Annotated in this window: 19 protein-coding genes; 18 read left to right on the top strand and 1 reads right to left on the bottom strand. The window is 49.2% G+C overall.

Annotation, left to right across the window (positions count from 1 at the left end):
• The first annotated feature begins 162 nt into the window (after nt 1-162).
• The 16 genes from mraZ (at nt 163) to lpxC (ending at nt 17,892) form a co-directional block, all read left to right on the top strand.
• On the top strand, nt 163-621 hold the full coding sequence (mraZ, locus tag IL_RS02175) for a division/cell wall cluster transcriptional repressor MraZ (RefSeq protein WP_011233688.1): 459 nt from the start codon (nt 163-165) through the stop codon (nt 619-621).
• On the top strand, nt 621-1,568 hold the full coding sequence (rsmH, locus tag IL_RS02180) for a 16S rRNA (cytosine(1402)-N(4))-methyltransferase RsmH (protein WP_011233689.1): 948 nt from the start codon (nt 621-623) through the stop codon (nt 1,566-1,568). The genes mraZ and rsmH overlap by 1 nt, the downstream gene beginning before the upstream one ends.
• Entirely contained in the window at nt 1,561-1,878 is a 318-nt protein-coding gene (ftsL, locus tag IL_RS02185) for a cell division protein FtsL (RefSeq protein WP_011233690.1), read from the top strand. Before rsmH ends, ftsL begins: the two co-directional genes overlap by 8 nt.
• On the top strand, nt 1,869-3,602 hold the full coding sequence (locus IL_RS02190; RefSeq protein ID WP_011233691.1) for a peptidoglycan glycosyltransferase FtsI: 1,734 nt from the start codon (nt 1,869-1,871) through the stop codon (nt 3,600-3,602). The genes ftsL and IL_RS02190 overlap by 10 nt, the downstream gene beginning before the upstream one ends.
• Nucleotides 3,599-5,065 (top strand): UDP-N-acetylmuramoyl-L-alanyl-D-glutamate--2,6-diaminopimelate ligase, encoded by a 1,467-nt coding sequence (gene murE, locus IL_RS02195; protein ID WP_231378619.1) that lies wholly within the window; start codon nt 3,599-3,601, stop codon nt 5,063-5,065. Before IL_RS02190 ends, murE begins: the two co-directional genes overlap by 4 nt.
• A complete protein-coding gene (locus tag IL_RS02200) occupies nt 5,062-6,465 on the top strand; it encodes a UDP-N-acetylmuramoyl-tripeptide--D-alanyl-D-alanine ligase (RefSeq protein ID WP_011233693.1) in 1,404 nt (467 codons plus the stop codon). Before murE ends, IL_RS02200 begins: the two co-directional genes overlap by 4 nt.
• A complete protein-coding gene (gene mraY, locus IL_RS02205) occupies nt 6,459-7,541 on the top strand; it encodes a phospho-N-acetylmuramoyl-pentapeptide-transferase (RefSeq protein ID WP_011233694.1) in 1,083 nt (360 codons plus the stop codon). The genes IL_RS02200 and mraY overlap by 7 nt, the downstream gene beginning before the upstream one ends.
• Nucleotides 7,542-7,547: 6 nt before the next feature.
• Complete coding sequence (gene murD / locus IL_RS02210; RefSeq protein WP_011233695.1) at nt 7,548-8,939, top strand: UDP-N-acetylmuramoyl-L-alanine--D-glutamate ligase; 1,392 nt, start codon at nt 7,548-7,550, stop codon at nt 8,937-8,939.
• Nucleotides 8,923-10,152, top strand: a complete 1,230-nt coding sequence (ftsW, locus tag IL_RS02215) for a putative lipid II flippase FtsW (RefSeq protein WP_011233696.1) — start codon at nt 8,923-8,925, stop codon at nt 10,150-10,152. Before murD ends, ftsW begins: the two co-directional genes overlap by 17 nt.
• Nucleotides 10,149-11,237, top strand: coding sequence for an undecaprenyldiphospho-muramoylpentapeptide beta-N-acetylglucosaminyltransferase (gene murG, locus IL_RS02220; protein ID WP_011233697.1), 1,089 nt, complete (start codon nt 10,149-10,151; stop codon nt 11,235-11,237). The genes ftsW and murG overlap by 4 nt, the downstream gene beginning before the upstream one ends.
• Entirely contained in the window at nt 11,230-12,702 is a 1,473-nt protein-coding gene (murC, locus tag IL_RS02225) for a UDP-N-acetylmuramate--L-alanine ligase (protein WP_011233698.1), read from the top strand. Before murG ends, murC begins: the two co-directional genes overlap by 8 nt.
• Nucleotides 12,692-13,621, top strand: a complete 930-nt coding sequence (locus tag IL_RS02230; RefSeq protein ID WP_011233699.1) for a D-alanine--D-alanine ligase — start codon at nt 12,692-12,694, stop codon at nt 13,619-13,621. Before murC ends, IL_RS02230 begins: the two co-directional genes overlap by 11 nt.
• Nucleotides 13,622-13,623: 2 nt before the next feature.
• Nucleotides 13,624-14,370 (top strand): cell division protein FtsQ/DivIB, encoded by a 747-nt coding sequence (locus IL_RS02235; RefSeq protein WP_011233700.1) that lies wholly within the window; start codon nt 13,624-13,626, stop codon nt 14,368-14,370.
• 6 nt (nt 14,371-14,376) lie between these two features.
• The gene (gene ftsA, locus IL_RS02240; protein WP_016341267.1) at nt 14,377-15,609 is read left to right on the top strand and encodes a cell division protein FtsA; all 1,233 of its coding nucleotides are present in this window, start codon (nt 14,377-14,379) and stop codon (nt 15,607-15,609) included.
• A 39-nt stretch (nt 15,610-15,648) separates the two neighbouring features.
• Complete coding sequence (gene ftsZ / locus IL_RS02245) at nt 15,649-16,848, top strand: cell division protein FtsZ (protein WP_011233702.1); 1,200 nt, start codon at nt 15,649-15,651, stop codon at nt 16,846-16,848.
• A 123-nt stretch (nt 16,849-16,971) separates the two neighbouring features.
• Nucleotides 16,972-17,892: a UDP-3-O-acyl-N-acetylglucosamine deacetylase gene (lpxC, locus tag IL_RS02250; protein ID WP_011233703.1), complete on the top strand. Its 921-nt coding sequence runs from the start codon at nt 16,972-16,974 to the stop codon at nt 17,890-17,892.
• Here lpxC and IL_RS02255 read toward each other — a convergent pair.
• Nucleotides 17,889-18,293: a DUF721 domain-containing protein gene (locus IL_RS02255; protein WP_228757996.1), complete on the bottom strand. Its 405-nt coding sequence runs from the start codon at nt 18,291-18,293 to the stop codon at nt 17,889-17,891. The genes lpxC and IL_RS02255 overlap by 4 nt on opposite strands.
• Nucleotides 18,294-18,381: 88 nt before the next feature.
• On the opposite strand from IL_RS02255, the gene IL_RS02260 reads away from it, so the two are divergent.
• Both IL_RS02260 and secA read left to right on the top strand, forming a co-directional pair.
• Entirely contained in the window at nt 18,382-19,314 is a 933-nt protein-coding gene (locus IL_RS02260; RefSeq protein WP_011233705.1) for a M23 family metallopeptidase, read from the top strand.
• Nucleotides 19,315-19,396: 82 nt separating this feature from the next.
• Entirely contained in the window at nt 19,397-22,114 is a 2,718-nt protein-coding gene (secA, locus tag IL_RS02265) for a preprotein translocase subunit SecA (protein WP_011233706.1), read from the top strand.
• Nucleotides 22,115-22,119: the final 5 nt, after the last annotated feature.

Here is a 22,119-nt window from a genome sequence, read left to right on the forward strand (position 1 = left end):
GAAAAATAATTTTACGCGTTGCATCAACCGCTTAATGTAAATTTACCGTCAAGGCCTGACAAATAGAGAGGTTTTTTCTTGACAGTGGGAAAGAGAGACACCTAGACTGTAACATTGTGGGGATTTGTGGATAATAGTGGATCGCAATGATCAGGTGGGATCATGTTCCGAGGTGCAACAACATTAAGTCTGGATAGCAAAGGGCGGTTAGCCATACCGGCTAAATATCGCCATGCGTTGTCATTAGACTGTGAAGGCAAAATGGTCTGCACGATTGATATTAAGCAACCGTGCCTGTTGCTGTACCCGCTTCCCGAGTGGCAAATCATTGAACAAAAGCTGACTCGGTTATCCAGTATGAACCCTGCAGAACGTCGCTTACAGCGACTTCTTTTAGGCCACGCCGACGACTGTGAAATGGATAAAAATGGTCGTTTGCTCCTGTCAGCTCCGTTGAGACAACACGCCGGTTTAGAGAAAAAACTGATGCTTGTCGGGCAGCTGAATAAATTTGAAGTTTGGAATGAAGACGCCTGGCACGAACAAGTGGCGCAGGACATGGATGTTGAACGCGAAGGTGACTTTACTCTCAACGAACGACTAGAAGACTTTTCATTATAATGATTACAACGTCACCGCAACACGTTTCGGTGCTACTGGAAGAGTCGATAGAAGCATTAGCGACTGATCCGCAAGGCACATACATCGACGCCACATTTGGTCGCGGCGGACACACGCGTGCGCTGCTTAACCAGTTAGGTGACGATGCCCGCGTTATTGCACTGGATCAGGACCCCGAAGCTATTGCTGCGGCGGCTGCATTTGCTGATGACCCTCGTTTTCAAATTATCCACACCCCTTTCTCAAACCTGCAACAGGTGCTTGACGATCTGCAGTTGAACCGGCAAGTGACCGGAATTCTATTTGACCTTGGCGTATCTTCCCCACAATTAGATGACGCCGAGCGCGGCTTTAGCTTTATGCGAGACGGCCCTTTAGATATGCGGATGAACACCACCAGTGGCGAAACCGCCGCCGAATGGCTTAATCGTGCAGAAAAAGATGACATCAGCTGGGTTCTTAAAGAGTATGGCGAGGAACGCTTTGCTCGACGTATCGCCAGCGCCATAGTCATGGATCGCGAGAAAAAGCCCTTTACCCGCACGAAGCAGCTTGCGGAAATGATTGCCCGCGTCAGTCCGGTAAAAGAAAAGCATAAGCACCCGGCAACGCGGACCTTCCAGGCCATTCGCATTCACATTAACCGCGAACTGGAGCAAATAGAGCAGGCGCTGGAAGCTTCTCTGTCGGGTCTGAAAGAAGACGGCCGACTGGTGGTTATTAGTTTCCATAGTCTGGAAGATCGTTTAGTAAAGCGCTTTATTCGTAAGCACAGCGAAGGAAAGCAGTTACCTCCGGGCTTGCCGGTAACTGAAGCTGAGCGCAATAAAGATAAAGCGCTGGAGAAAGTCGGCAAAGCTATTAAGCCGGGTAAAGCTGAAGTGCAGCTCAATCCTCGTTCACGCAGCTCTGTGCTGCGCATAGCAAGGAGGGTTCGCAATGACTAAGCAGCGTTATCCCAGTCTAATGAAAATGTTGCTACAGGATTTATTGCAGCACAAATGGATTTTGCTTCTCAGTGTGGTGGTTATCGGTAATGCGCTAAGTATTGTCTATACCGCTCATTTGAATCGGCAGTTAACTGGCGAACGTGATGATTTATTGTCGCACCGGGACACTCTGGATCGGGAGTGGCGGCACCTTGTGGTTGAGCAAAACGCCCTGACTGAACACAGCCGGGTTGAACGTATTGCGCAGGAACAACTTGGCATGCGGGACGTTGAGCCAGAGCAGGAGGTGTTGGTTTCATGGCAGTAACTCGTCGCAAGAAACACACAGAACCAGCCGGTACGCGTTGGCGCTTTTACACCGCAGTATTCTTACTGTTCGGTGTGTTTTCTGCGTTAATTGCACGCGCAGCCTATATTCAGGTAATAAGCCCCGATGCCTTCTCGCTGCAAGGTGATATGCGCAGTTTACGAGCCTCCAGTGTAGCGGTTCAGCGGGGGACTATTGTTGATCGTAACGGGCGTGAACTGGCGGTTAGCGTCCCCGTAGAAACTGTGTGGGCCGATCCCAAACGAATTGCTGACAAAGATGCGTTAGCGGATGAAATGCGCTGGCAGGCTTTGGCGGAAACCTTCCGTATGAATCGCAAAGAGCTGGTCAGTAAAGTGGATGATCCATCAAAACGTTTTGTTTATCTGCAACGGAAAGTGACGCCATCTGAAGCCGACTATGTGAAGCAACTGAAAATTCCTGGCGTGTACTTAAAAACCGAATCTCGTCGTTATTACCCTACCGGAGAAATCAGTGCGCACTTAATTGGTTTAACTGATATAGATGGCGTCGGACAGGAAGGTCTGGAGCTGTTGTATGACGAACATTTAACCGGCAAACCGGGTAAGCGAGTTTACCGCAAGGACGCACAAGGGCGGGTTGTTGAAGAAATTAGCCAGACAGATGCACAACAACCAAAACAGCTGACACTGAGTATCGACCAACGTATTCAGGCAACTGCTTATACCGAGCTGAAAAAAGCCGTGCGCTACAATCAGGCAACTTCAGGCTCGGCAGTAGTGCTGGATGTCGAGACAGGTGAAGTGCTGGCTATGGTCAATAGCCCGTCCTATAACCCTAACAATCGTACGGACTTGCAGTCTTTCAGAATGCGGAACCGGGCGATTACCGACAGCTACGAACCAGGTTCAACGATGAAACCTCTTGTGGTTCTTAGTGCGTTAGAAAAAGGTCGGCATAAAGCCGGCGATACTATTGATACGAGCCCCGGTTGGTTAAGAATCGGTGGACGCCGGGTGAGTGACCCTCGTGACTATGGCGAATTGACATTGAGCGAGGTGCTTGAGCATTCATCTAACGTGGGTGTAACTAAAATAGCTTTGGATCTTGGCGTTGACTCTTTATTGCAAACCTACGCCGACGCAGGCTTAGGCAGTGACACTGGGGTTGCTTTGCTAGGAGAGAGCATTGGTTTGCTGAGTGGCAGACGCCGCTGGTCGGATTTTGAAACTGCGACATTGGCTTATGGGTACGGTTTGTCGGCAACGACACTGCAACTGGCTAACGCTTATAACATTATCGCTAATGGCGGGAAAAAAAGGCCGCTGACGATTTTCAGGCAGGAATCGCCTTTACCTGCAGAGCAAGTTTTCAATCCGGATAACACCCGAGCCGTTATGCATATGCTGGAAGAGGTGGTTCGCGATGGAACAGCCAAGGCAGCACAAGTGCCCGGATATCGTATTGCAGGAAAAACAGGGACTACGCGTAAAACCAAAGCAACAGGTGGGTACGGTGATGAATACGTCGCGTTGTTTGCGGGGATAGCTCCGGTTAGCGATCCGAAAGTGGTTGTGGTGGTGACAATAAACGAACCCGGCACTGATGACTATTATGGCGGTACAGCCGCTGCTCCGGTGTTCTCAAAAATTGTATCGCAAACTATGCGGCTACTGAATATACCGCCGGACAACCTGGATGATACACAGGTGCACGCCGCTGGCTTTGGGGGGGATAAATGATGAAGCTTGCAGAGTTGTTAACTATGCTGCCGACGTCGTTTTCCGTTCCGGATGTTACCGTTAGTGGTATAAAACTCGATAGTCGGCAAGTAGCCAATGGCGATGTTTTTGTCGCTATTCCGGGCTATGAAACCGATGGCCGCGCTTATATTGATGCAGCTATTGATGCTGGTGCAGCAGCAATTATTGCTGAAGCTCCGGGAATGGCTGTTGAACAGCGCCGGGGCGTGGTCGTTATCGGTTTTAGTGGCGTTCGTGAGCATCTCTCCCGCATCGCCGGTAATTTTTTCGGCCATCCATCAGAGAAAATGAACCTGGTTGGTGTGACCGGAACCAATGGTAAAACGTCGGTTACTCACATTATGGCCCAGTTGGCAAAAGCCCTGGGTATGGAAGCGGCTGTTATTGGTACAACCGGAAGTGGACTTATTGGTCGCTTATTACCTGAGCGTCATACCACACCAGATGCCGTTACCGTCCAACAACGTCTGGCTACGCTATTAGCTGAAGGCGCAGAACTGGTTGCTATGGAGGTGTCTTCACACGCACTGATACAGCGCCGTGTCGAGGCTTTACACTTTGCGGCGGCCGCCATAACCAATATTAGTCGGGATCATCTCGACTATCACGGCACCATGGAAAATTACGTGGCCGCAAAACAACGTTTATTTGCTGACTTTGGCGTGCAAAACCGAGTGGTTAACGCCGACGACGACACGTTAAGCCATTGGCAGCAGGATGATTTAGCCGATTTGTGGGTAAGTCTTAATGCCAGCCCCAACGAACCATGCCTGCAGGCGACTGGTGTTCAGTTCCATGAGCAGGGCTCGGTGTTCAGTTTAAATTGGCAGGGTGAATCCTGCGTCGTTGAAACTCCATTGTTGGGCCGTTTCAACGTTTATAACTTACTCTGCGCGGTTGCCGTACTGCTGAAACTGAATAAGCCACTTGCGGATATCGGCAAAGCCTGTGGCAGGTTGCAGCCCGTTCCCGGGCGGATGGAAGCCTTCCATAATAATCAGTCGCCGCTGGTGGTGGTTGACTACGCGCATACACCGGACGCTCTGCATCAGGTATTGAGTGCGCTGCGCCTGCATTGCAAGGGCCGTTTGTGGTGTGTGTTTGGCTGCGGCGGTGACCGTGACCGTGGCAAGCGTCCGCAAATGGGTAAAGTCGCGGCAGATTACGCTGATGTTGTTGTGGTTACCGATGACAACCCGCGGACAGAACCCGCGGAACAAATTATTGAAGATATTTTGACCGGCATTGCGGATAAAACTCAGGTTAAGGTTTGGCCGGGTCGCCGCGAGGCGGTGATACGTGCAATGCAGGAAGCCGGAAAAGATGACGTTGTATTACTCGCCGGTAAAGGACACGAAGACTATCAGGTTATTGGTACTCAACGCATTGACTATAACGAACGAGCGGTAGTCAGTGAATGGCTGCAAGGAGACTGCGCATGATCTCAGTATCACTGAAATGGATTGCGGAGCAGGTGGAAGGCCGCCTGATTGGCTCTGATTGTACAATTGATGCGGTGTCCACGGACACTAGAGCGGATTTAACCGACGCGTTATTTATAGCCTTAAAAGGCAAGAATTTTGATGCCCACGACTTTGTCGAACAGGCTATAGCTAAAGGCGCCGCGGCAATTATTTGCGAAAAGAAAGTGGATAGCGAGTGCCGCCAGATTATTGTCGAGAACAGCCGTCATGCGCTGGGGCGCTTAGGTGCGGCTATTAAGGCGAAGGTAGCGCCGAAAACCGTGGCTGTCACCGGCAGCAACGGTAAAACCACAGTAAAAGAAATGCTGGCTGCCATCTTATCTATTCGTCATCCGGTATTGGCCACGCAGGGTAACTTTAATAACGATATTGGTGTGCCGCTTACATTATTGCGCCTGCAGGAAGAACACAAATACGCAGTGGTTGAATTGGGCGCGAACCATCCGGGGGAAATTTCCTACACTACTGACTTGGTCAAGCCCGATGTTGCCATATTGAACAATGTGAGCGCTGCACACGTTGAAGGTTTCGGAAGTTTACACGGGGTTGCCCGTGCTAAAACTGAGATTTTCCGTGGAGTGGGAGGCCAGGGAACGGCCATTACCCCCCGCGACTCCGAATTTTATCCCTGCTGGCAACGCGCCTGCAGCGATATGCAGTGGAAGACTTTCGGCTTGAGCGATAGCGCCGACGTTTACGCCAGCGACGTAACACTGAACAGCGAAGGGCACCCGTCGTTTACTCTGCATTTAGGCGGAGAAACAAAACAGCTGGAGCTTAAACTAAGTGGTCGGCACAACGTGCTTAATGCTCTTTCTGCAGCAGCTGCGGCAAGTGAATTGGGTATATCACTGAATGATATCGCTAACGGTTTGCAGCAGGTTCAACCTGCCCAGGGGCGATTAACGACCATTAAAGTAAGTGATCACTTACGCATTATTGATGACACCTACAACGCCAGCGTTGCCTCAACGAAAGCTGCCCTGGATTTGCTAGGAAGTTACCAGGGCTATCGCATTTTTGTATTAGGCGATATGGGGGAATTGGGCGCCGATGCTCGAGCCTACCACGAAGACATTGGTGAGCATGCTATAGGCTCGGGTATTGATAACTTATACAGCCTGGGCGTGCTAAGCCAAAGTGCCAGTGAGGTCTTTAACGGCCACGGAGGCAAACACTTCGGTAGCTTACAGTCGCTGGTTGAGTCTGTTTTACAAAGACTTACAGAACAGACCGGCAAGCAACCTGTCACAGTGCTGGTTAAAGGCTCACGCTCCGCACATATGGAGCGCGTTGTTGCAGCGATACAGCAGGCTGTCACGGTCAGTGACAGCGTAGAGGATAAGCACGCATGTTAGTTTGGTTGGCGGAGTACCTAACCCAGTTTGAAAGCGCGTTTAACGTGTTTTCCTACTTAACCTTGCGGGCAATACTCAGTGTTTTGACCGCACTGGTTTTGTCGTTGTGGTTAGGACCAACATTAATTCGCCGTTTGCAGCGTTTACAGATAGGGCAAACGGTACGGGATGACGGCCCGGAAAGTCATTTAGTAAAAAGTGGTACGCCGACTATGGGCGGTGTATTGATACTGGCAGCCGTTCTGGGTTCTTCACTATTGTGGGCCGATCTCGATAACCGCTACGTTTGGGTTGTTTTATTGGTTACTACTGGCTTTGGTATCGTAGGATTTGTCGATGATTACCGCAAAGTTGTGCGCAAAGATCCGAAAGGTTTAATTGCTAAGTGGAAGTATTTCTGGCAGTCGGTCATTGCCAGCGTAGCAGCCGTTTACCTCTACTGGAGCAGTACTCAGGGCGCTGAAACGGCTCTTCTTGTTCCATTCTTTAAAGACGTTATGCCGCAGTTGGGCATGCTTTATATGCTCATGGCCTATTTCGTCATTGTTGGTACCAGTAATGCAGTTAACTTAACTGACGGCCTGGACGGCCTGGCCATTATGCCAACCATTATGGTCGCTGCGGCTTTGGGAATTTTCGCCTACGTATCCGGCAACGTGAATTTTGCAGAATATCTGCAAATTCCGTATTTGCCGCTGACCGCTGAGTTGTTGGTGGTGTGCACTGCTATTGTTGGCGCAGGTCTTGGCTTTCTCTGGTTCAATACTTATCCGGCCCTTGTATTTATGGGCGACGTGGGTTCTCTGGCCTTAGGTGCTGCACTTGGCATTATCGCGATATTGGTTCGGCAGGAGCTGGTGCTGTTCATTATGGGTGGTGTGTTTGTTATGGAAACCTTATCGGTGATGCTGCAGGTGGGTTCCTACAAATTGAGAGGCAAACGAGTTTTTCGAATGGCTCCAATTCATCATCATTACGAATTAAAAGGATGGCCAGAACCGCGGGTAATAGTGCGTTTCTGGATATTGTCACTCATTTTTGTGCTGATAGGACTCGCAACCTTGAAGTTGCGTTAAAAAATAATGACTAAAATAGCCTGGCAGAATACAAAACACATTGTTGTCCTTGGTCTTGGAAAGACCGGGGTGTCTGTGCTGCGCTATTTACAACATAAACGGCAGCAGGATCAGAAGCTTGCCGAGGTCAAAATTCAGGTTTTTGATTCGCGTGAGAACCCTCCGGGCCTGGAAGAAGCAAAACAAATACTGGGCGATGCTGAGCTGATTAATCGGCATTGGGAATTAGAAGACACGCTGGCGGCCGACTTAATTATAGCAAGTCCAGGTATCGATTTACGTGAAGACCCAGTCGTTTTGGCGCGTGATGCAGATATTCCGATTGTTGGTGATGTTGAGCTGTTTGCGCAAGAATCAAAATTGCCGATAGTAGCGGTAACTGGCTCTAATGGAAAATCCACAGTAACTCGCATGGTCGAGTTTGTTGCTAAGCAATGCGGCAAAAATGTGGCTGCAGCCGGCAATATAGGCGTACCAGTACTCGACTTGCTGCTGCAGGAGCAACACCCCGATGCTGTAATACTGGAGCTTTCCAGTTTTCAGTTGGAATCAGTTTCCAGCTTGAAACTTAAAGCGGCGGCACTTATGAATATTAGTGCCGACCATATGGATCGTTACTGCACTCTGGATGAATATGTAAAAGCTAAGCAACGCATTTTTACTCATGCAAAAACCTGGATACTGAACCGTCAGCAGCAGGATACCTGGCCACACCCGGTTACGGGAAAATTAATGACCTTCGGTAATGACTCGCATCCCAAACACTTTGGTTTGCTATCTGGAAATATCGACCGTGTCAGTGGGCCGGTTGCCGTGACTTTCGATGGCAGTGTCGTACTGCGGGCAGATCAATTGCAACTCCAGGGCATTCATAATCTGGTGAATGTGCAGGCAGCTCTGGCTTTGTGTCAGGCAATAGATATTGATATTGAAGCCGCGGTTCGTGCGGTAAAAGAGTTTAAAGGACTGCCGCACCGCTGTGAATTAGTCAGTGACAATGAGGGCGTGCTCTGGGTTAACGATTCAAAAGCCACAAATATCGGTGCTACTGCTGCCGCGGTTGAGGGGCTGAGACCAATGATAAACGGGCGTTTACTGCTAATAGCGGGTGGGGTCGGCAAAGGCGCAGACTTCCGTGAGCTGCAGTCGACCCTGGAGCGGGTCGATATTCTCTTAACCATAGGTGAAGATGGTCCCCGCATTGGTCAGTTGTTTAACGGTTCACGGCAGGTAAAAAGTTTACAGCAGGCCGTGGAGCTAGCGGCATCTTTAGTGCAAACCGGCGACATGGTGCTGTTATCGCCTGCGTGCGCGAGCTTCGATCAGTTTCAGAACTTCGAGCATCGGGGCGACAGTTTCCGTCATGCAGTGGAGGCGCTTTATGTCAACAGTGCGTGAAGAACAGTTAAATCTTGAGATACCGGCTTCCGATGTCGGTAGTCGTTGGCAAAAGCTGATTAACTGGTTTCAACCAAAAGCCAGTCAGCCACTGTACGACCGTATGCTGTTTACCCTGGCAATGGCGTTGCTGGCTTTTGGCTTTGTTATGGTCACGTCTGCGTCTTTACCTACGGCAGACCGGTTAACGGGGAATCCGTTCCATTTTGCCATTCGTCACGGCATTTATATTCTGATTAGTTTAGCCGTTATGCTGGCGACTTTACGGGTACCGGCGAATAGTTGGAATCAACAGAGCGGTAAGTTGTTGTTGCTCGGCTTGATTATGCTGTTAATGGTTTTAGTTGTGGGATATGAAGTTAACGGTGCACAACGCTGGATAAAAGTCGGGCCAATTACTTTTCAGGCGGCAGAGGTCGCTAAACTTTTCTTCTGTATTTATATGGCCAGTTATTTGTCCCGCAGGGAAGACGAAGTCAGAGAAGCGACTAAAGGCTTTATAAAACCTCTGGCGCTGTTGTTTATTGCTGCAGTGCTTTTATTAATGCAGCCGGATTTCGGAACCGTGGTTGTCTTGTCGGCAACAACCGTCGCCATGCTGTTTTTAGCTGGCGCTAGATTGTGGCAGTTTTTTGCTGTGTTCATTACCTGCGTACTGGCATTAATTTTACTGATCATCGTTGAGCCTTACCGGATGCAGCGTCTGCTCACCTTCCTGGAACCGGAGAAGGACCCATTCGGTGCCGGATATCAGTTAATGCAGTCGCTTATTGCCTTTGGGCAAGGCCACTTTAGCGGCGCCGGTTTGGGTAATAGCATTCAAAAATTACAATACCTACCCGAAGCACATACTGACTTTATTATGGCTGTTGTTGCCGAGGAACTAGGTTTTCTTGGCGTGCTGGCGGTTATTGCAACCGTATTAATGTTGGTATGGCGAGCTTTAATTATTGGCCGTCGCTGCTTAATGCAGGAGCAACGTTACGGCGGTTATCTGGCTTATGGTATCGGTATTTGGTTTAGTATCCAGGCCTTTGTGAATATCGGTGTTGCGTCCGGTGCATTACCAACTAAGGGGCTGACACTGCCTTTAGTGAGCTACGGTGGTAACAGCCTGATCATATCGGCTCTGGCCGTTGGGCTGTTGTTACGCATAGACCATGAACGTCGGATGCTGGGTCGCAAAGTGGCACCGCGCGGAGGTGCCGAATGAACAAAGTTTTGATAGCAGCAGCCGGCACCGGTGGTCATATTTTTCCGGCCTTAGCCGTAGCAGAACAAATGCGCGACAACGGCTGGCAAGTTGACTGGCTGGGTACGCAGGAAGGTCGTTTAGAAAGTCGGGTGATTCCGGCAGCTAACTTCCCTTTACACAGCATTAGCATGACTGGAGTTCGCGGTCATGGGCTGAAAAGAAAGCTGTTCATGCCATTCACTTTGGCGAAAGCCGTGCTGCAATGTCGACGCTTGCTGAAAACACTACAGCCACAGGTAGTGGCAACCTTTGGCGGCTATGTCTGCGCGCCAATGGGGTTAGCTGCGAAACTGCTGGGCATCCCCTTAGTGGTGCACGAACAAAATGCCATACCGGGCATGACTACCCGGTTGTTAGCCCCCAGAGCAAACAAAGTTATGTTGGGGCTACCGGTTGCCCTCCCGCAATGGCAGCAGTATCCGGTTGTTGGTAACCCTCTGCGCAAGGGGTTATTGGCACAAGCGGCTGAACAGACAGAAAAATCAAATACAGACGGAGCCTTGAATATATTGGTGGTTGGCGGAAGTTTAGGTGCGCAGGTATTGAACGAAGCCGTGCCGGAAGCCGTCAAAGCATTAGAAGGTGTTGAACTTAATGTCCTGCACCAGTGTGGTGCTGAGCGTGAGGCAACAACTGAAAAGGCTTACTTAGGTGCATCAGTGCTTAAAACGCTGAAAGTCACCGAATTTATTGAAGATATGGGCGACGCTTTTAAAAATGCTGATTTGGTTATTTGTCGCGCTGGCGCATTAACCATATCTGAGTTGGCGGTAATGGGCGTAGCGTCCATTCTGGTGCCATTGCCACATGCTGTGGATGACCACCAAAGCGCCAATGCGAAAGTTTTAGAAAGCCGTGGTGCGGCAGTTTTATTGCCGCAAACTGAAGTAGTGGAAGGCGCATTGAAACAACAGTTAAAACGTTTATTGCATGACAGACAACAACTGTGGACAATGGCGCGTTTCGCTCGCCAGTGTGCGATGCCAGAGGCAACGCAACGACTGGTGAATGAATGTATGGAATATAGACAGAGCGATGACTAGCATGACCGCAACCAACGCACAGCCATTTACTATTGTGAACGTCCCGGAAATGCGCCGGGTACAGCGAATCCATTTCGTTGGTATCGGCGGTGCGGGTATGGCCGGTATTGCAGAAGTTCTGTTAAATCAGGGGTATCAGATTTCGGGTTCGGATATTGCCGAAAACGCCAATACCGAACGGTTGCGCTGTCTCGGAGCCACTGTGGTTCTCGGACATATGGCCAACAATATCGAAGGCGCCAGTGTGGTTGTGGTATCCAGTGCAATAAAAGCGGATAACGCTGAGCTGGTAGCTGCTCACCAGCTGCGGGTGCCGGTAGTACGTCGTGCAGAAATGCTGGCCGAGCTTATGCGTTTTCGCCATGGTATTGCGGTAGCCGGTACACACGGAAAAACAACGACCACGTCATTGGTTGCGAGTATTTTTGCCGAAGCCGGTCGTGACCCAACTTTTGTTATTGGTGGTTTGCTCAATAGTGCTGGTTCGAATGCTCGTTTAGGTAACAGTAAGTATCTCATTGCCGAAGCAGATGAAAGCGATGCGTCGTTTCTGCATTTACAACCGATGGTTGCGATAGTGACGAACATCGAAGCAGACCATATGGACACCTACGAAGGTGATTTCAATAAGCTGCTGGACACCTATGTTGAATTTTTGCATAACCTGCCGTTTTACGGTTTAGCTGTTATGTGTGTCGATGACCCTGTCGTATCTGATTTAATACCACGACTCGGCCGTCAGACCATGACCTACGGCTTTAGCGAAGCCGCTGATGTACGAGCAATAGATTATAAACAAACCGCCAGTGAGAGCTGCTTTACTATTTTACGCAAAGGGCTGAAACCACTTGACGTGTGTCTTAATCTGCCGGGTAAGCACAATGTGTTGAATGCACTGGCCGCAGTAGCTGTAGCAACAGATGAAGGAATTAACGACGAAGCCATTAAGTCAGCACTGAACAAATTTGAAGGTATCGGCCGTCGTTTTCAGCATTACGGTAACTTTGCCATCTCAGATAAAGACTCGAATAAAGAGCCGGGTGAAGTGATGCTGGTTGATGATTATGGTCACCATCCTTCAGAAGTTGCGGCCACGATTCAGGCCGCGCGGGAAGGCTGGCCGGAGCGTCGTTTGGTAATGGCATTTCAACCGCACCGTTACTCACGCACACGAGATTTGTATGAAGACTTCGTTAACGTGCTGTCGCAGGTTGACGTATTACTGATGTTGGAAGTTTACAGTGCCGGGGAAACTCCGGTAAGCGGCGCAGACAGCCGTTCATTATGTCGTTCAATACGCCAGCGCGGGCAGATAGACCCGGTTTATGTGGCAACCGTGGATGATATGCCGGAAGTTCTTGAATCGGTGCTTGCTCCGGGAGACTTGCTGTTAACGCAGGGCGCTGGAAATATCGGCGCATTGGCCAAGCGAATTGCAACTGAGGTGTTGAGTCATGAAAGCTAATGCCTTTGGTAAAGTGGCCGTCATGCTGGGCGGTACGTCGGCTGAGCGCGATGTTTCGCTGAAATCCGGAATGGCGGTATTAAAAGGCTTGGTTGCGAAAGGCATCGATGCACACGCATTTGACCCGGCGGCGCATAGCTTGCAGGAGCTTGTGGAGCAAAAGTTTGATCGCGTATTTATCGCTTTGCATGGCCGCGGCGGTGAAGATGGCAGCATGCAGGGGGCGTTGCAAATACTGGAAATGCCATACACCGGCAGTGATGTTCTGGGCTGTGCGCTGGGTATGGATAAAGTGCGTTGTAAACAAATTTGGCATTCAGTGGGTCTGCCAACCGCCAATTGGCGGGTGGTAACGCAAGCTGAAATAGAGCAAGTGAACGTGGAAGCTATGTTGCAGGAGCTCGGTGGCCGGGTGATTGTAAAACCAGCACGTGAAGGCTCCTCTATAGGTATGAGCATTGCCGATAACGGGCGAAGCCTGGCTTTAGCCTTGCAGCATGCGGCTGAGTTTGACGACGACCTTTTGGTCGAACAGTGGGTTGAAGGTGCGGAATATACCATTGGCATACTGGAAGGTAAGGCATTACCGGTTATTCGACTGCAAACGCCACATGAGTTTTATGATTTTGAAGCTAAGTATCAGGCAAATGATACCCAGTATCACTGCCCTGCAGGGCTAAGTGACGATGACGAAGCAAGTTTGCGAACCTTGGCTGAACGCGCTTTCGCGGCCATAGGAGGTAGTGGCTGGGGACGCATCGATGTGATGCGCAATAACGCGGGTGAGTGGTTTTTGTTAGAGGCCAATACGGTACCGGGAATGACAGAAAAAAGCCTGGTACCTATGGCGGCAAAAGTTGCTGGTTTACAGTTTAATGACTTAGTGGAGCGCATTTTAGCGCAAACGCTGGAGCGCTAACGATGGCTGCTGAACAGCGCCTGCGCTCAGTCAACTTTTGGTCAGGTGTGGTGGTGTTATGCCTGACTATTGCGGGGGCACTGGTTGGTATCTATCAGTTAAACGAAGTGCTGACAGACGAACAGCAAGTACCGCTGGCTGAATTAAGTGTTCAAGGCGAGTTGCATTATACCGCCAGCGAAGAGGTTAGGCAGGCATTGACAGCAGAGCCGTTAGGAAGCTTTTTTACGGCCGATGTGGATGATTTAAGGCGTCGGGTAGAGCAGTTGCCGTGGGTGCAAAAGGTTTCTATTCGCAAGGTTTGGCCGGATAAGTTGTCGGTTTATGTGACGGAGCACAAACCCGTGGCCATGTGGAACGGTGATCGGCTTATCAATCAGCATCAGGAAGTTTTCCGGGCTGATATAACGAGAGCTGACAGCAGTTTGCCACAGTTGTTCGGTCCGGAGAACGCGGTGAAAGAGACCTGGAAGGAATTTAACCGGGTACAGCAAATGCTGGAGGTTAATGGCTTTCAGATAAGAGCGTTGAGATTAACCGAACGCTTTGCTGTCAACGTGGTTTTGGCACAGGGAATTGAGATTAAATTGGGGCGCGAAGCCACATTAGAGAGAATTAAGCGGTTTATCGATGTGTTTCCCAGCATCGTTGAGCACGAAAAAAGTAAAAACAACGAAATCGATACTGTGGATTTACGATATGACACCGGGGCTGCAGTGGCCTGGCGTGAAGCAAAAAGTGAGAGTTAGACGGTTATGTCGAAAACATCGGAACACAATATGGTTGTAGGTCTGGATATAGGCACCAGCAAAGTGACTGCACTTATAGGTGAGTTATTACCTGATAATGAGATCAGTGTTGTTGGCGTTGGCACGGCTACGTCGCGTGGCATGGACAAAGGTGGTGTGAATGACCTTAATCTGGTTGTGCAATCGGTACAGCGTGCTGTGGATGAAGCCGAATTAATGGCTGATTGCCGCGTGGCATCGGTGTATTTGAACATTTCCGGACGTCATATTTCCTGTCAGAACGAAAGTGGCATGGTACCGATTAACGAAGCTGAAGTGACTCAGGATGATGTCGACAGCGTGATTCACGCCGCGCAGTCAGTGCCTATTGCAAAGGAACGTCGTATTTTACACGTCTTGCCGCAGGAGTACGTCATTGACTCACAGGAAAGTATCCGCAGCCCAATAGGCATGTCCGGTGTCCGTATGGAGTCGAAAGTGCACATTATTACCTGTGCCAACGATATGGCGAAGAATATTATAAAAGCGGTTGAGCGTTGCGGACTGTCGGTGGATAAACTGATTTTCTCGGCGTTAGCATCAAGTATATCGGTATTAACCGATGACGAAAAAGATTTAGGCGTGGCGCTGGTCGATTTAGGCGGCGGCACCATTGATATTTGTATATACGCGGGCGGGGTATTGCGCCATACAGCGGTGATTCCGGCGGCAGGCAATCAAGTCACCAGTGACATTGCCAAGATATTCCGTACGCCGACCAACCACGCAGAAGAAATTAAGACCAAGCACGCGTGTGCACTGCGACAAATGGTCAGCATGGAAGACACCATTGAGGTGCCTTCGGTGGGAGGTCGCCCGTCGCGGGTAATGTCGCGTCATACGCTGGCCGAAGTCGTCGAGCCGCGTTATCAGGAATTGTTTGAGCTGGTCAGGGATGAAATTCAGCAAAGTGGTTTAGACGAGCAAATTGCAGCCGGAGTAGTTATTACCGGCGGTAGCGCCAAAATGGAAGGTTGTGTTGATTTTGCCGAAGAAATTTTTCAAATGCCGGTTCGTATCGGCGTTCCTCTGGGCATGAAAGGCCTACGAGATTACGTCGAAGATCCGGTTTATGCCACAGCGGTGGGACTGTTACGGTATGGGCAGGAAGATGCCGCTGTGTCACAAAAAGAAAGCTCTAAAACTGACGTGATCGGACTCTGGCAAAAAGTGCAGAGTTGGTTCAAAGGTGAGTTTTAACTTGGGGTAGCACGTTAAAAGCAGGTAGGGAGAATTATTATGTTCGAACTGATGGACAATTATGAAAGCGAAGCCGTCATTAAGGTGATTGGCGTCGGTGGTGGTGGCGGAAACGCTGTCCAGCACATGGTGAAAGAATCAATTGAAGGTGTGCAGTTTATTGCAGCCAATACCGATGCGCAGGCTCTGCGTAATCATACGGCAGATGTCACCATTCAATTAGGGCAGGACATCACTAAAGGTCTTGGCGCTGGCGCCAACCCGGAAGTGGGTCGTCAGTCGGCAGAAGAGGACCGCGAGAATATCCGAGTCCACTTAGAAGGTGCCGATATGGTCTTTATTGCAGCTGGCATGGGCGGCGGTACCGGAACTGGTGCGGCACCTGTGGTTGCTGAAGTTGCCAAAGAACTGGGTATTCTGACCGTTGCGGTTGTGACCAAGCCTTTCCCGTTTGAAGGGAAAAAGCGTATGGCCGTCGCCGATGAAGGCATTAACGCACTGGCGCAAAGCGTCGACTCGTTAATTACTATACCAAACGAGAAGTTGCTAAAAGTTATGGGCCGTGGAACCAGCTTGCTGGACGCCTTTAGTGCTGCAAACAACGTATTGTTGGGCGCGGTTCAGGGTATTGCTGAGCTCATTACTCGTCCGGGTCTTATTAACGTCGACTTTGCTGACGTTCGCGCGGTCATGAAAGAGATGGGTACCGCCATGATGGGTACCGGTGTTGCCAGCGGTGAAGATCGTGCGCAGGAAGCCGCGGAGATGGCCATTAACAGCCCGTTACTGGAAGACATCGACTTGTCTGGTGCTCGTGGCGTTCTGATTAACGTGACCGCCGGCATGGACATGAGTATTGAAGAACTGGACACCGTAGGTAATACGGTTAAAGCCTTTGCTTCAGATAACGCAACGGTGATCGTGGGTACGGTTATCGATACTGAAATGTCTGACGAGTTGCGCGTAACTGTTGTTGCTACAGGTATTGGCGCGGAACGTAAGCCCGATATCTCTTTGGTGAATAATACTAACCAGACAACGGCCAAGCGTGAACCGCAACCGGCTTACCGTAGTAATGATATAGACCGCGGCGGTGCAGCACCTCGTTATGAGGAGCAGGAAGAGCTGCAACCGGAAGCAAAAGCGGAACCAAAACGTCAGCCTGCTGCCAAAGCTAAACAGGATAAAGAACTCGATTACCTGGATATTCCGGCTTTTTTGCGAAAACAGGTCGACTAAATTGACGTAACGCTTGATAAGTATGCGTAAAATTTGATCGAACCATGACAAATGTCGTATAATATGCGGCCGCTTTGGCTTTAGCCATGGCGAACCGAATATAAAGGTAGGTGAACAAGTACCATGATTAAGCAACGTACATTACAGCAAGCGATATCAACCACTGGTGTTGGGCTGCACAAAGGCAATAAAGTAAACCTTACTTTACGCCCTGCGCCGGCCAATACCGGTTTGATATTCCGTCGTGTGGACCTTGATCCTGTGGTGGATATTCCAGCACGGGCCGACTGGGTGCGTGATACGCAGCTGTGTACCTGTCTTATCAATGAGGAAAACGTTCGCGTTTCTACCGTCGAGCATTTGCTCGCTGCGCTGGCCGGCGTTGGAATTGATAATGCGATTATCGAAGTCGATTCGCATGAAATTCCAATTATGGACGGCAGCTCGCACCCGTTTGTTTACCTGCTACAAAGCGCGGGCATTGAAGAGCAGTCAGCAGCGAAGAAGTTCATCCGGATCAAACAGCCGGTACGTGTCGAAGACGGTGATAAGTGGGCGGAACTGCTACCCCACGATGGTTTCCGTATCGACTTTGCTATCGACTTTGAACACCCGGCTATCGCAGACACAGGCCAGACCGTCAGTATCGACTTTAGCGCTAATGCTTTTATCAAAGAAATTAGCCGTGCTCGTACCTTTGGCTTTATGAAAGACATTGAATATTTACGGGAAAATAACCTGGCATTAGGCGGCAGTTTTGATAACGCTGTTGTGCTGGATGAATTCCGCATTCTGAATAGTGACGGTTTGCGTTACGACGATGAATTCGTAAAACACAAAATGTTGGATGCTATTGGTGATTTGTACATGGGTGGCCACAGTATTTTAGGTCACCTGCGTGCTTACAAGTCAGGGCATGCGCTGAATAATCAGCTATTACAGGCTTTGTTAGCGCAGCAGTCAGCATGGGAGTTTGTGACCTTTGACGAAGAGCAGGCTACTGCGCCTATCGCTTTTTGGTCACCAGCAACCACGACAGCTTAATCTTTATCGTTGGCGGTAAACTTTGCCGCCAACGCTTTTAATTCCGACTTCAACGGCTCATCACACCCCTCAGCCATTGTCAGTAGGCGTTCTGCGCTGCTCGAACCTTTCTGATTTTTAATACTTTTCTCAAAACTGTTCATTGACGGAGACACCTTAATTGAAAGGCTCTGTACCGGGACCGTCGCATTGTGGCGAAAATGCGTTATAATGGCCGCTTGCTGAAGTTTTAGCCTGGTTGCCCAGCTACCGTTATCCACCTGAATGATCATTTGACCATCGCGGATATTCAGCAATTGGCAGTGTTGACTGGTATTTTTATCAACGCATTGTTGAAACAATTGTTGCCAATGCGAAAGTTGGGCGGCAAACTGTGCATAATGTCGTAATGTTGACGACAAGGTTTTTTGACCTGAACGAAGCCATTCTGATGGTGTTTTCGGATGTCGTGACATAATTGCGTAGTAGGCAAATATTAAGAGAGTTCGGATGAGTTTATCAGTCTTTTATCGAGGCTCCAAAATACGTTTTCGTATTCGGTTAAGTCGACGTCGATTTTTTTCCTTTGTCGGTATTGCTGCCTTTATTGGCCTTGCTAGCTGGCAGCCATGGCAGTATCAGGGTATTGACCCTGCGGTGGCACAGAACAAAATCACGGAAGAGCAGAAAAAGCTTGTTTTACAAGAGCAGGCACTAAAAGAGTTAAAAGAAGATACTCAAAAGCGTCTGGGTGCTATGACCATTTATCTGGGCGAGTTAAGAGCTCAAATGCGTCGTCTGGACGCCTTAGGTGAGCGTTTAGCTGGTGTCGCTAATCTCGACAATGGTGAGTTTAACTTTAATCAGGAACTTCCCATTGGTGGGCCGGAACTAGAAGTTGCTGAACTTCCTCACAGCTCTGGTAAGGATGTCCTCACTGAAATTGAAGATATGCTGTCGCAGATCTCTGACAAACAAAAACAGCTATCGCTACTTGAATCTGTGATGATGAATCACCAACTTAATAATGATGCGTATATTGCAGGCCGTCCAATTTCAGATGGTTGGTTGTCTTCGCAATATGGAGTTCGTAAGGACCCTTTCAATGGCACACCCGCTATGCATAAAGGGTTAGATTTTGCCAGTTATAACGAAGACGTTAAGGTTATTGCTACCGGAGCCGGTGTTGTCACCTGGGCCGGCGACAGATACGGTTACGGCACCTTAGTCGAAATTGACCACGGTGGTGGCTTAAAAACCCGTTATGGTCATAACGACGAGTTAACAGTTTCAGTAGGGGATGTTGTTACCCGCGGTCAGCAAATTGCGAAAATGGGCAGCAGTGGTCGGTCGACCGGACCACATGTTCATTACGAAGTTTTGCGTAATGGCCGTCAAATTGACCCTAATCAGTTTGTGTATCGTAAAGCTGACTCAAAATAACTCGGTAATTAATTAGAACGTAGGCGGTACTTTAGGTACCGCTTTTGTTGTTCAGGAAAGTAACACAGGATAAATCAATCTCATGCTAGGCAGTCTGTTTCGAAAAGTATTTGGTAGTCGCAACGATCGCATTCTCAAAACTATGAAGAAAGACGTTGAGCGAATTAATTTGCTGGAACCCGAGTTTGAAGCGTTAAGTGATGCCGAGCTAAAAGAGAAAACCGCTGAATTTCGCAAGCGTCTGAACGATGGTGAGCGCATAGAGAAAATTTTACCCGAAGCCTTTGCTACTGTTCGTGAAGCCAGCAGACGTGTTTTCGGGATGCGTCACTTCGATGTACAGCTTATTGGCGGTATGGTACTGAACGATAACCGCATAGCAGAAATGAAAACGGGTGAAGGTAAAACGCTGACAGCGACCTTGCCTGCTTATTTGAATGCGTTACCGGGTAAAGGTGTTCACATTATTACGGTGAACGATTATCTGGCCAAGCGTGATGCTGAATTCAACCAACCATTATTTGACTTCCTTGGGTTGACCGTAGCGTTCAACATTCCGGGCATGGCGCCTGAAGACAAGAAAGCAGCTTATCAGGCCGACATTACTTACGGTACCAATAACGAGTTTGGTTTTGATTACCTGCGCGACAATATGGCCTTTGCGCCACAGGACAGAGTTCAGCGCGAATTAAACTACGCTTTGGTCGATGAAGTCGACTCAATTCTGATTGATGAAGCCCGTACGCCGCTGATTATTTCCGGTCCGGCTGAAGACAGTTCAGAAATGTACCGCAAAATGAATGAGCTGGTTCCACACTTGGTTCGTCAGGAAAAAGAAGACACTGAAGAAGAACAAGGCGACGGCGACTTTACCATTGATGAAAAAGCCAAGCAGCTGCATCTTACCGAACACGGTCAGGAACACATTGAAGAGCTGCTGAAAGAGAAAGGCATGCTGGACGCTGATGATTCGCTATACTCAGCCGCTAATATCAGTTTACTGCACCATATCAATGCTGCTTTACGCGCTCATCATCTATTTCAAAAAGATGTGGATTACATCATCAAAGACGACAAGGTTGTCATTGTTGATGAACATACAGGACGTACAATGGAAGGTCGCCGTTGGTCTGAAGGTCTGCATCAGGCAGTAGAAGCCAAAGAAGGCGTGCCAATTCAGAACGAAAACCAGACATTGGCATCTATTACCTTCCAGAATTATTTCCGTCTATACAACAAGCTAGCCGGTATGACCGGTACAGCCGATACTGAAGCCTTCGAGTTCCAGTCTATTTATGGTCTGGAGACCATTGTACTGCCAACCAACAAACCAATGGTTCGTGATGACAGAGCCGATCTTATTTATCTGACCACACTGGAAAAATACGAAGCTATAGCCGAAGACATTGAAGAGTGTCGTAAGCAGAAGCGCCCGGTGCTGGTGGGTACGGTTTCTATTGAAAACTCTGAGCTTTTGTCACAGTTGCTGAAGAAAAAGAAAATTCCTCATGCGGTACTGAACGCTAAATTCCACGAACACGAAGCAGACATTATTGCTCAGGCAGGCCGTCCGGGAACGGTAACCATTGCGACCAACATGGCCGGTCGTGGTACCGATATTGTTCTGGGCGGAAGCTGGATGGCAGAAGTTGAAAAGCTGGAAGAACCATCTAACGACAAAATCGAGAAAATAAAGCAAGACTGGCAGAAACTGCATGATGCCGTAATTGAGGCTGGCGGTTTGCACATTATTGGTACTGAGCGCCATGAGTCGCGTCGTATCGATAACCAGTTACGCGGTCGTGCTGGTCGTCAGGGTGACCCGGGTTCATCGCGTTTCTATTTGTCGCTGGAAGATCCACTTATGCGGATTTTCGCTTCAGACCGCATTGGAACTATGATGAAGCGTCTGGGTATGAAAGAAGGCGAAGCCATTGAACACCCTTGGGTAACGCGAGCTATTGAAAATGCGCAACGTAAGGTGGAAGGACGTAACTTTGATGTCCGTAAACAATTGCTTGAGTATGACGATGTAGCCAACGATCAGCGTAGTGTTGTCTATGACCAGCGTAATGAATTGCTGGACGAAGGTGATATCTCTGAAACCATCGTTGCGATACGTGACGACGTGATAAATTCAGTGATCAGCGAGTACGTTCCGCCTCAGTCTCTGGCTGAGCTCTGGGACTTAAAGGGTTTGGAAGAGCGTCTGCGTGGCGATTTCCACATCGAGCTGCCATTACAGCAATGGCTGGACGAAGAAGATCATTTCCATGAGGAAGTGTTGCGCGAGCGAGTACTGGAAGAGCTGGTTAAAGCTTACCAGGAAAAAGAAGAGATGGTGGGGCCTGAAGTGCTGCGCCGCTTCGAAAAATCCATCATGTTGCAAAGCCTTGACCAGCACTGGAAAGAACACTTAGCAGCAATGGATCATCTGCGTCAGGGTATTCACCTGCGTGGTTATGCTCAGAAAAACCCGAAACAAGAATACAAAAAAGAGGCTTTTGAACTCTTTACCGAGATGCTGGAAGCCCTGAAACTCGACGTTGTGACTATTCTGAGCAAGGTGAAAGTACGAGCTCAGGAAGATGTGGACGCAGTAGATGAACAACGTAAAGCAGCCGATAGCGCGCCACGTGAGTTCCGCCATGAGCAAAGTGGCCCGGCAGCTGAAGAGCCTCAGAAAAACACTGATAATGCTCAGGGACAACCGGTTCGTAAAGGCGCAAAAGTGGGTCGTAACGAGCCATGCCCTTGTGGGTCAGGCAAAAAATATAAACATTGTCACGGTAAACTATAGGTTTT

This window comes from Idiomarina loihiensis L2TR (assembly GCF_000008465.1).
Classification (GTDB): Bacteria; Pseudomonadota; Gammaproteobacteria; order Enterobacterales; family Alteromonadaceae; genus Idiomarina; species Idiomarina loihiensis.